The organism is Ruminococcus sp. (assembly GCF_045129435.1).
Classification (GTDB): Bacteria; Bacillota; Clostridia; order Oscillospirales; family Acutalibacteraceae; genus Ruminococcoides.
The window spans coordinates 1-12,091 of sequence record NZ_JBGVJL010000123.1 but is presented as its reverse complement, the minus strand read 5'-3'; the positions used below and the strand labels follow the sequence as shown (position 1 = coordinate 12,091).

Annotated in this window: 9 protein-coding genes; 3 read left to right on the top strand and 6 right to left on the bottom strand. The window is 38.7% G+C overall.

All coding sequences use genetic code 11. The annotated features are described in order from the left end of the window. The 6 genes from ACJMMI_RS06205 to ACJMMI_RS06180 form a co-directional block, all read right to left on the bottom strand. Nucleotides 1-432 (bottom strand): ABC transporter ATP-binding protein (locus ACJMMI_RS06205; RefSeq protein ID WP_405354337.1); only part of this gene is annotated, 432 nt, incomplete at its 3' end. Nucleotides 433-630: 198 nt separating this feature from the next. Then, nucleotides 631-1,008 carry a cation transporter gene (locus ACJMMI_RS06200; protein ID WP_405354336.1) on the bottom strand — a complete coding sequence of 126 codons (378 nt, stop codon included), beginning with the start codon at nucleotides 1,006-1,008 and terminating at the stop codon, nucleotides 631-633. 596 nt (nucleotides 1,009-1,604) lie between these two features. Beyond that, a complete protein-coding gene (gene pulA / locus ACJMMI_RS06195; RefSeq protein WP_405354335.1) occupies nucleotides 1,605-5,324 on the bottom strand; it encodes a type I pullulanase in 3,720 nt (1,239 codons plus the stop codon). Between the two features lie 190 nt (nucleotides 5,325-5,514). Continuing rightward, on the bottom strand, nucleotides 5,515-6,315 hold the full coding sequence (locus ACJMMI_RS06190; RefSeq protein ID WP_405354334.1) for an ABC transporter permease: 801 nt from the start codon (nucleotides 6,313-6,315) through the stop codon (nucleotides 5,515-5,517). 4 nt (nucleotides 6,316-6,319) lie between these two features. After that, on the bottom strand, nucleotides 6,320-7,138 hold the full coding sequence (locus ACJMMI_RS06185; RefSeq protein ID WP_405354333.1) for an ABC transporter permease: 819 nt from the start codon (nucleotides 7,136-7,138) through the stop codon (nucleotides 6,320-6,322). Then, complete coding sequence (locus tag ACJMMI_RS06180) at nucleotides 7,131-8,144, bottom strand: ATP-binding cassette domain-containing protein (protein ID WP_405354338.1); 1,014 nt, start codon at nucleotides 8,142-8,144, stop codon at nucleotides 7,131-7,133. Before ACJMMI_RS06180 ends, ACJMMI_RS06185 begins: the two co-directional genes overlap by 8 nt. A 664-nt stretch (nucleotides 8,145-8,808) precedes the next feature. On the opposite strand from ACJMMI_RS06180, the gene ACJMMI_RS06175 reads away from it, so the two are divergent. From ACJMMI_RS06175 to ACJMMI_RS06165, 3 genes are all read left to right on the top strand, one after another. Further along, nucleotides 8,809-9,027 carry a DUF6514 family protein gene (locus tag ACJMMI_RS06175; RefSeq protein ID WP_405354332.1) on the top strand — a complete coding sequence of 73 codons (219 nt, stop codon included), beginning with the start codon at nucleotides 8,809-8,811 and terminating at the stop codon, nucleotides 9,025-9,027. A gap of 59 nt (nucleotides 9,028-9,086) precedes the next feature. Beyond that, complete coding sequence (locus ACJMMI_RS06170; RefSeq protein ID WP_405354331.1) at nucleotides 9,087-9,953, top strand: radical SAM protein; 867 nt, start codon at nucleotides 9,087-9,089, stop codon at nucleotides 9,951-9,953. A gap of 804 nt (nucleotides 9,954-10,757) precedes the next feature. Continuing rightward, a partial coding sequence (locus tag ACJMMI_RS06165; protein WP_405354330.1) for a sodium-dependent transporter occupies nucleotides 10,758-12,091 on the top strand: 1,334 nt, incomplete at its 3' end.

The window sequence follows — 12,091 nt, the reverse complement described above, 5'->3', positions numbered from 1 at the left end:
CTGTTGCTGACCGCCCGAAAGCTGACTCGGTACTTTATTTCTGTGTTCCCACAAACCAAGAGTATGCAAAAGCTCGTCCGTATCAAGCGGTTTTTTCCTCAGAAACGCACCTACCTCAATGTTTTCTTTGACAGTAAGATTAGGAATCAGATTGTAGAACTGAAAAACATAACCAAGATGATTTCTTCTGTAGAGTGAAAGCTGTTTTTCATTCATATCTTCAATTTTACTGCCGTCAATCGAAATACTTCCGCTGTCAGCCTTTTCAATACCGCCAATGATATTAAGCAAGGTTGATTTGCCCGAGCCTGATGGGCCGAGCAACACGCAAATTTTACCTTTCTCAACTCCTGTGGTAATTCCTTTAAGCACCTTTGTACGGTTGTCGCCAATGCCATAATACTTTTCTATTCCCTTAATTTCAAGAAACATACTCTACCTCCTGCTTATTTATATGAATATATGTATATTTGTTCATATGTTCAGTAATGATAATTTATCATATAAAGCAATAATTGTCAAGTAAAATACTAACAAATTATTGTTGATTATAAAATTTAGTTAGTTTAAACTAACTATCATCTAAAAAATATCTGCTGTGTATGTAATTTAACAACACAGCAGACGCATTCACAGCTTTTCAACTTTCATTGGAATGTAACCTGCTTTAATAACAATATCTCTAAGTTCTTTTTCAGCAATTTCAGTCTTTGTTCTCACTAATGCAGATTTTTCAGAAAGCTTTACCTTTGCGAGGAAATTCTCCTTTTCATTAAAAGCGTTTTCCACACGCATTGCACAGTTTTTGCAGGTCATACCGTCAATTACAATTTTATACGCAAAGCTATAGTTGTCGGCATTGCTGTCCTGTGGTTTAACCCTCTTTATAGTGTCACCGCCACTGCCACAGCAACCGCTTTTCAGATTTTTAATATACTTTAAAACTCCGATTACACATATAACTGCAATAACTGCACAAACAATAATTGTTGATATAATTGACTCCATAACAGCATCCCCCTAAAGTTAGCTTTCACTAACTTTAGTATATCACTGACTTTATACTCGAACAAAAAATTTGGTCAACCTTTTTCAAAGGTTGTGGGTGTGGGCAAAGCCCACAAATACTTTAATCTATATTAAATTCTGATAGCCAAACAGCTTGCTGTTTGGTGGCTTAAATGCAATGATGAAAATATTATAATTGCGATAGCAACACAAAAAGCCATTATTCATTATTGATAAATGATTTCTTGTTAAAGGCTGTCGCCTGTTTTTTCAAACTTTGCTTTAATACACAAACAGCGTTGCTGTTTGTGTCGGAAAATTTGCAATGAAAACAACCTTTCTTGGGCGTTGCCCAAACCCACGAGCCTTTAAAAAGGCTCGACCTAAATTTTTTGTTATTTACCTTTAGCAATAGCTAAATTCTAATTTACCCCAACTATGAAAAAAACATTTTTAAGTCGGATATAACTCAATAAATGATACCCGATTACTACAAATCTAAGTTTATTAGCTTCCCTAACATTTTACAAAAAGCAATCCCTCCGAAAATTCGGAGGGACTACTGCGTGACTATCGAATATTAAATTTATTTCTGTTTACCAAGTACCAACATTGTAGCCTGTACCGGTCTTTGTTGTCTTAGCATAATAGCGAGTGCTTTGTGAGCCTGTGTTAATATCAACAGTCTGTGAAGAACCGTTTGTGAAGATTACACAATCATACTCAGAAGGAATCTCAAGTGTGTAAATAGCCTGACCATAGTCGTTAGTTTCTGAGAATGTCATCTTCTCACCAGGCCATGCAACTGCACCCTGACCACCTGTTGTCCAGTAATAACAGTACATAGTGCCGCCCCAGTTAAGTGAGTTAGTAAATGTAACTGTGTATGTGCCTGCCGGCTCAGTTGGCTGAGGAGCTGTGGTTGGCTGTGTAGTTGGCTGAGTTGCTGTTGTAGGCTGTGTTGTTGGTTCAACAGTTGTTGGCTGTGTAGCTGTTGTAGGCTGTGTTGGTGTAGTAGGAACTACAATAATTTCCTTGTATGTACCAACAATGCTGTCATCTGCCGGATTATCAATAAGATACATCTGAATCAATGTAGCATCTACAACATCAAGCATACCATCGTTATTTGAATCAGCAGCAATCTTTTCATTATCAGTAAATGTTGTCTGCTCAGTAATGTACATCTGCAAGTATGTAACATCATTTATTGAAATTCTGCCGTCATTGTCAATATCACCAATGAGTATTTTGTAAGATACAGGTGGTAATGTTGGCTGTGTAGCTGTAGTTGGCTGAGTTGCTGTTGTAGGCTGTGTTGGCGGTACATCAGATGTGTAGAGATATACAACATTGATAACACCTGCTGTGTAGTTGCCTGTTGCATTAACAGGAGTGATTACATTATCGCTTGATACAGCAGATGTAGTATAAGTATCGCTTGATGTAACCTTTGTTTTTGAAGTTACAACATCAGCAACAATTTTCTTGCCTGTTGCAGCGTCAATATGGCTTGTTATAACTGTGCTGTTAAATGTGATAGCACCGTTGTTTACCCAAACCTCACCTGAAGCAGGATAACCGCCGGCACCCTGTCCCGGCTCTTGAGCTGAATTTGATGTTGGGTGGAACATTACATAGCAAGCAGATGCAGGAACAGTACACTTGTACCAACCGTCACCCTCGCTTGTCATCAATGTTGCAGTATTCCATTCACCTGTTGGATTTTTGCCGTCATCTGTGTATGAATAGCAGCGAACATCAGACCAGCTTGATGGCTTTTTATAGTGAACTACTGTGCTTGTTGAATCGAGGTTTTTATACTGGAAGTTGATTGTTGTGTCAACACCTGAGAATGTACCTGTTGTATTTGCAGGGAATTTGTCTGTGTCAAGCTGATAGCCCTGAATTGTAGCAGGACTTACTGAGTAAGCATCACCGCTTCTCATCTTGTTTTTAACAGATTCCTTAACCTTTGTGCCGTTTGCATTTACATAGTTTACTGTGAGGTAACCTGAAGAAATACCTGAAGACTTGTATGTAAATGTTACTGTGTATGTCTTACCGCTTTCAACTTTTCCTGTTGTTGTGCCTGTTGTATTGGTAAGATTATAGTCATAAAGAAGTGTTGTGTCCGGTAATGCACGATATGTTGAACCAGTCTTGTATGTAGCAGATGTGCTCTTGAGTACATTGCCGTTTTCATCAACATGGTTTACCTTGAGTGTGCCGTATGTCGGCTCTGCATTCTTAAGGTTATTAAAGGTTGATGACTGCACAAGTACGCAGGCACTTCTTGCAGGCACTGAATATGAGCTGCCCGATACTGTGCCGAGACTTTCAAGACCTGCTTTTGTACCGTTTGCAACAACAGTCCAGCCGCTGCCGTCAAGATTGATTGTGTAAGCCTGTGTGCCGCTGTTTACAAGTACGCAGACCTTGCCCCACTCACCCGAGGTATTGTTTGAATATGTGTAGGCTACAACATATCCGTAGTTTGACTGGAAGGACGGAGTTGAGAAGCTGCCGCCCTTAAGCGGAGAATAGTTTTCTCTTATCTTAAGGAGTCCCTTGTAATAATCGGCAGTTTCCGAATATGTTTTTAACCGTGTCCAATCAATTGCATTGATTGAATCCGGGGAATTATAGCTGTTGTGGTCGCCCTGCTTTGTACGGCAGAATTCAGAGCCTGCCGTCATAAACACGATGCCCTGAGAGGTCATAAGAAGTCCCATTGTTGCTTTCATCTGACCTGTAAGTGACGAAGATGTGGAATTCCAGCTCTGACTTCCGTTGCTGAGCACCATTTTATCCCACATAATAAGGTTATCGTGAGCGTCTGCATAGGCAATAGTCTGTGACGGAGCCTTTGCACCGAAGCACTGACCCTTTACACCGTTTACAACCGTGTAGGTTTTATCATTATTGCCCTGAATAAAGCCCGTTGATGCGTCATTGGTACCGCCCTTGATAGCATCACGGTAAGAGTCGCAGAACATTCCTACTCTTGCGTCAAGCTGAGAAGCCTTGTTCTGAGAACAGCCATCGCTGATTGCAACCGTACCGCCTGCCCAAGGCTCGCCGTACATAAGAATCTTCTTACCGGATCCGTCTGAATAAAGATTATCAAGGCTCGAGCGAATCTGATTCATCGTTGTAATATCGTGGATTCCCATAAGGTCAAAGCGGAAACCGTCAATATGGTACTCGCTTGCCCAGTAGAGAATTGAATCAATCATATACTTTCTGTACATAAGCTTGTCAGACGCAGTTTCGTTACCGCAGCCCGAGCCGTTTGAATATGAGCTTGAGCTTGTTTTTCTGTAATAATAGTTCGGAACCGTATCTGTAAAGCAAGAGCCTTCGGTAGCATATGTATGGTTATAAACAACATCCATTACTACAGAAATTCCTCTGTCGTGGAGTGCCTGAATCATCTGCTTGAACTCTGTAATTCTTACATTACCGTCATACGGATTTGTGGAATATGAACCCTCGGGAACATTGTAGTTCACAGGGTCGTAGCCCCAGTTTCTGTTTGTAGCTGTGCCTGTGATGGTTTCATCAACAGAGCCAAAGTCATATACAGGCATAAGCTGAACGCAGTTGATGCCCGACTTTACAAGATAGTCAGCGCAGGTTGAAACAGCGTTTGCGCTTGTGTCTGAGCTGATTTTTGTTCCGCCCTCCGTAAAGGCAAGATACTTGCCCTTGTTGTCATCGCTTACGCCCGAGGTATCGGAAATTGAGAAGTCACGGACATGAACCTCCCACACAACTGCCTCCTGAGCGTTATCAAAAAGAATATGATTATCGTTTTCCCAGCCCTCGGGGTCTGTTGAATCGAGGTCAACAACCATTGAGCGGTTGCCGTTTACACCGGTTGCCTTTGAATAAACATCCTGAGTTTCGTTAGTTGTACCGTTTACGGTAACAAGGTAGGTATAGTAGGTGTTTTTGAGGTCGCCGTTTACAGTAACCGACCACACACCTGTAGAGCTGTTCTTTGTAAGGTCGTATGTGCCGAGAACAGCCGCACCCGACTCTGAATCCGAGCCTGTTGCATAGCGTTTGAGCTTTACGGCTGTTGCGTCAGGCGACCATACCTTAAACTCAGTTGAGCTTTTAGTATAGTTTGCACCGAGATTTTGCTCGTTGTAAGCATTGCCGGCGTAATTTTCGAGATAGCTTGCGTTGTAGTAATTGCCGGCTGACACAGCCCCGGTATCGGTGGTTGCAGCTGTAGCAGCAAACGATGTCATACCAAAGAGCATTGTCGCACTGAGCAGTACAGCGAGTTGCTTTTTAAAAATCATATTATCTCTCCTTGCTATATTTTGTTATATTATTGTTTTTATTATATCAAACTTTCCACAGAAAATATTTCCAAAAAAGAAAAATCATAAGCACATTAAAACCAAAGTTTCAATGTGCTTATTGTGCATTATTTACAAATTTGTATTAATGAAGAAAAGGTCAGTCAGAATCTGTCCTTTTCCGACAAAATCAGCTGCCTGCCGACTCGTAATTCTTAATTCCGATATTCCATATAACAATGCTGATTGTCATTACAATAATTGATACAACAACCGTTAATCCGATATTGATAAGCGGATTTTCCCCACGCATAAAGTACATTGCAGGGAAATATGATGTGAACGCAAATGGGATAATATAAGTTATAAGATTGCGGATAAAGTTGTTGTAAATATCAACGGGATATTTTACAAAATCATTCATCATATAAAACATATAAGTAATATTTCCGCTGCGTTTTGTCCAGAAAGAAATTGCGGCAGTACCGATTTTAATGCCTGTATAAATAAATGAAGCAAAAAATATTGCTATTATTGTGAGAAATACTCGCAAAAAGCTCCATTCAACAGCAATATTCGGCACAGCGGTTGCTATAAGACCAATGCCCACAACGAGCTCGCCGAATGCGTCAACCTGAAATTTCTCTGCCATCACATGAAACATAGGGTTGATTGGTCTGGTAAGATACTTGTCAAAGTCACCCTTACGCACAAGCCAATGCCCCATTGCCCAAAGATTGTCAAAAAGCATATGGTCTATTCCCTTTGGAATCAGCGAAAAGCCGTAAATAAACAGCACCTCGTAAAAGCTCCAGCCCTTTAAGCTTGGAATTTGGCTAAAAATAATATTCAGAAAAAGAATATTAAACACCTGTACAATTAAAAATCCGATTACGCCTGTAAGGAAGTCGCCCTTGTATTCCATCATCCTTTTAAGTTCCTGAACGATAAAAATACGGTGCATTTTCATTGCTCGCTTTAATTCTCGCATAAAATCAACCTCCTTGTACGCAGAGGTGCTTTACAACTGCTTTCCATATAAGCTTTGACAAACCCCAGAACGCAACGCACCAAAACATCTGCAAGCCAAGGTAAAACAATATCTCCCAGCCTGAGTACATTCCCATATAAATCATAACGGGAGTGTATGAAAGTGAGGCAAACGGAAGTATTGCAAGCACATTTCTGAAAATTTCAGGAAAGAACGCAAGCGGAATCATACTGCCCGACAAAAAGCCGACAATGCAGTTTTTAAGCAGATTTGAGCCCCATAGATTTTTAAAGATAAATGCCGTAAAGCCAAAGCTGATATTAAAGAAAAAGTTAATAAGGTAGGCAAACACACAGCATATCACATAGAGCAAAAACTTTGCAATGTCAAACTGCAACGAGCCTGAAAGGAAAAAGCGGTAAATTTCAACGCCGGCAACAAGAGGAATAAAAATTATGCCGATTTCCATAATTTTGTTGCCAAGCTCCTGAAAAAGGAAGGTTGAGTTATAGCTGATAGGCTTAATCATACGCATAGCTATAGTACCGTCTTTAATCTCCTGACCTATGTCATATGTACCGCCGCTGCCGATAATTTGACCTGTTAAAAATGTAAGGAAAATATAAACAATCATATCCCCCTTGTCAAAGCCCATAAAAGACTCTCCGCCATTTGAAATAAAGACCGCTTCCCATACAAAGAAAGACACAAAGCAGCCTATTACATCACCGAGTATGTAAAACAGCCAGTTTGCTCGATAGGTAGATGCCTCCTGAAGTCCTGCGTTGACAAACGGCAGATACATTCTGAGTTTTTTAAGCATCAACCTCCACCTCCTTTTTATAAAGGCGGCGAATTATTTCTTCAATATCTGCGTCTTTTACGCTGATGTCCTTTACATTTACCTTAGAAAGTGTGTAAGAAAGCATATCGCCCACAGGCACAACAGAAGAATTAAATCTGATTTTGTATGAGCTGCCGTCATTTTCTGCTATAAGGTCGTCACCAGACAAGTTAAGACTGTTGGCATAATCAAGCACGGCAAGAGCATTTTCGTTATCCGATACAAACGCAAGTTCTCGCATCTGACCGAATTTTTCTTTTAAATCAGTAATTTTACCGTCAAACACCTTGCTTCCCTTGTCAATCATTACAATACGCTTTGCAAGCAGTTCAATGTCCTCAAGGTCGTGAGTGGTGAGGATTACAGTTGTATGCTCCTCCTCATTGATTTTCTCAATAGCCTTACGAATGTTGTCCTTTACAACAACATCAAGACCAATGGTAGGCTCGTCAAGAAAGAGTACCTTTGGGTTGTGCAGAAGTGACGCCGCAATATCGGCTCTCATTCGCTGACCGAGCGACAATGTACGAACAGGACTTTTTATAAAATCCTGCAGATCAAGCACCTCATTGAAAAACTCCATTCTCTTTTTAAATGAAGCGTCATCAACCTCGTAAATTTCCTTTAATACGGTGTAGGTTTCGGTAAGCGGTAAATCCCACCAAAGCTGAGTACGCTGACCAAACACAACGCCGATTTCCTTTACATACCTTTTTCGGTTGTCCTGCGGATTCTGTCCGTTAATCACACAACTGCCCGAGGTTGGAGTAAGAATACCCGTAAGCATTTTGATTACAGTTGATTTTCCCGCTCCGTTTGGCCCGATAAAGCCGAGTATCTCGCCCTTTTGAGCTGTAAATGAAATATCCTTTACAGCCTCAACAATTTCTGACTTTGGTCTGAAAAATGACTTGATACTGCCCTTGATGCCGGGCTCTTTGATTGTCTTTTTAAATTCTTTGCGAAGATTTTTTACACAAATCATATCTTCCAATTCTGTCATCTCCATTTCAGATTTATAAATCCTAAGAACAGACACGAAATTCCGCAACATATTTAAAAGCTGTTAATTTATTAAAAATTATACTTTATTATAATTTTGCACTAATGAAATTATGACGATATAAAATATATACCAACTATGTCAGGCTTTGTAAAATACAGTTGCATTTTAGGATTGCAAAAATCAGTAATAAGCTGTAAATTCAGCCGAAAATGCCGATTTAACGGTAATCGGTGTTTTCTTGTTCTATCGCAAGTTAAGAGTTACTGCAATTTATTACAAATGTTGTAACATCTTATAGAACCAATTTTCATTATATACTACATTTTTCACAAAGTCAACACATTTCAAACATTCGTTCCTAAATTCGACATAAATCTCTTTTATTTTTAGAATAATCGTGTAAATTTTTAATATTTATATATTCTTTATAGCTATATACATATACTTTGTTGTTTATTTCCTATACTGAAATATGACAAATAAATTACAATAAATATACATAAAAAACAAAAAAGTATTTTGTTAAACTATCCAAAGATAAAAGTACGATTGTATTTTTGTGCGAAATCGTCTTGACTTTTTGTCGATTTTATTGTATTATTTTGCTAAAGGTGCTAATAGGTCACCAAGAGAGGTTACTTTTATGTTGCTATTCAGAATTAATACTATAATTAACAACAAGAAACCTTCATATGGACTCGATGTGTTTAATCAAAAGGAGTTGCTCAGGCGTTATACCGATATTTCAGATAATCAAACCGAAATAACCAAACTTATAGGTCTTTGCAATTCCCTTGATATTGAGGAATGTCACATTGATGACATAATCGAAGATTTTCTTACAGATTTCAAGACATATTAATATAGCTATTTTCTTACAGATATGATATACTAATATTATTAAGATTTAAGGTGATATTAGTGATATGCAATTTATGTCCGAGAAAATGCAATGCACAAAGAAGTGAAACAAGCGGCGGTGGCTTTTGCCGTATGGGTACTATGCCTGTAATAGCCCGAGTTGCCCCACATTTTGGCGAAGAGCCTTGCATAAGCGGTGCAAACGGCAGTGGTACAATTTTTTTCAGTGGCTGCACCCTCGGTTGTGTTTACTGCCAGAATTACGAGATTTCTTCTCTGCACAAGGGCAGAGCGGTAACACCGCAGGAGCTTGCCGACTGCTACAAAAGGCTTGAAGAACAGAATGTGCACAACATCAACCTCGTCACTGCCGACCATTTTGTTCCGGCTGTTGTAGAAAGCTTTGAAATTTACAAGCCAAAAATTCCAATAGTTTATAATTGCAGTGGATACACAAGTCCAAAAATTCTAAGTATGCTTGACGGCATTGTGGATATTTATTTGCCGGACTTTAAGTACAGCAACAACGAACTTGCACTCAAGTACTCTCTTGCTCCTAATTATGTAGAAACCGCAACCGTAGCCATAAAGGAGATGCTCTTTCAGGTGGGTTTTCCACAGTTTGACGACCGCCAGATGATGCAGAAAGGCATAATTGTAAGGCATCTGATTCTGCCGTCACACACCAAAAACAGTATGGAGGTTCTTGATATTCTCAAGAAAAACTACGGCAATCAGATTCTCGTCAGCCTTATGGGGCAATACATACCAATGGGCAACGCTAATAAATATGAAAAAATTAACCGAAAAATTACCAAACGAGAATATCAGAAAGTTAAGGACTACTATATGATGCTCGGCTTTGACGGCTTTACTCAAGAGCTTGACTCAGCCGACCGCAAATATGTACCCGACTGGGATTTTTAATTTCATATAGCTTTATAATCATTTTCATTGCAATATATCTTCTCTAAAGGCTTACACAACATACCTTATACAAAAAATGCACCTCAATAGCAGACAATGCATTTGACGGATGCTACAAGTTAACCATATACGGAATAAAAGGTTCATATGCAGAACAATATGCAACCGAATATAACATACCTTTTACGGAAATAAAAGAATAGTTAAAAACAGTTAAAACAATGGACAAGAAAATAATTAAAGATAACAAAATAAAACTCATCATATGTATTATACTTTCACTATCAATTTTCAGCATATATATTCCTATTAATACAGGCAGATATTTTACAATAATAATGTGGTTTGTTCAAATTATCATACCAATTATTTTCGGATTACTGATAAAGGAATATAAAAACTATTGTATTTGTATAGCCGGTCTGACTTTATCAAATATACTAAGCAGTATTTTTATATGGATATGGGTACAAAACCAAATTTCAATAGTAAAAGAATCAGTTAAAAACTATGGATCTGTATTTGTAATTGCCGCATTCGGTATAATTGCATATCTTTCAATTATATTTACTGTCTTTGTATGCATAGAGTGTATTATATACTTTATTGTACGATATAAAAATTATAAACAAAAATTAAACAAATGACTTTAACCGACAGACAACTGATTTACCATAGTCTTTACCTGTCGGTTTATTTTCTGATATTTTGCTTTTTTAAAAATAAATATTCATTATGTATTGTTTTATTTATAGAATTATGGTATAATCTATTAAAAATTTCTTAAATGAGGGATAAATTATTATGGAAAAGAAAAGAAGCAGCTTTTCCGGTGGTCTGGGATTTGTATTTGCCGCGGCAGGCAGTGCAGTAGGCCTCGGAAACATCTGGCGATTCCCGTATCTTGCCGCACAGTACGGTGGCGGTATTTTTATTTTGGTTTACCTTATATTAGCCGTAACCTTTGGTTTTGCAATGCTTACCGCTGAAATCGCTATCGGCAGAAAAACAAAGTTAAGCCCTGTACTTGCCTATAAAAAGCTCAACAACAAATTTGGCTTTCTTGGCGTACTTGCAATCATAGTTCCTATCATAATCTGCCCATACTATTGTGTAATCGGTGGTTGGGTAACAAAATATGTTACCGTATATGCTCAAGGACTTGTTACTCAGGCGGCAGGCGACACATATTTTTCTGACTTTATCAGTAATCCTATTGCTCCGCTTGTATTCTTCCTTATATTTATGGGAATTAGCGTATGCGTAATTTTGCTCGGTGTAAAAAACGGCATTGAAAAAATCAGTAAATTTCTTATGCCGATGCTCATTATTCTTACAATAGGAATTTCAGTTTATGCACTCACACTTCCGGGTGCTCTTGACGGCGTGGCTTACTACCTCGTGCCTGATTTCAGTAAGTTTTCTATTATGACGGTTGCCGGTGCATTGGGACAGCTTTTCTACTCAATGAGCCTTGCAATGGGCATTATGGTTACCTACGGCTCATACACAAAGAACGAAATCAACCTTACAAAATCTGTAAATCAGATTGAGATTTTTGACTCAGCCGTTGCACTTCTCGCAGGTCTTATGATTATTCCTGCCGTTTATGTGTTCAGCGGTGAAGCAGGTCTTGCAAACAGCGGTCCGGGACTTATGTTTATGACACTTCCAAAGGTATTTGACCAAATGCCAGGTGGCGGAATTGTGGCTCTGCTGTTCTTTATTCTTGTATTCTTTGCAGCAATCACAAGTGCAATTTCAATTATGGAAGCCATTGTATCTTCACTTATGGACAAGTTCCATGTAAAAAGATGGGTTGGCTGCCTTATTGTAATTGGTCTTTGCCTTTTAATGGGTATTCCATCATCACTCGGCAACGGAATTTGGGCAGACTTCAAGATTTTTGGAATGGACATTCTTTCATTCTTCGACTTCTTCAGCAACAGTATCCTTATGCCGATTGTAGCGTTATTCACCTGTATTCTTGTTGGTTGGGTTATTAAGCCAAAGGCAATTACAGACGAAGTTACACGCAACGGTGAATCCTTTAAAAGAAAAGGTTTATTTAATGTAATGATTAAATATGTTGCACCGGTTTGCCTTATCGTTATTCTTGTAACATCAATTCTCACACA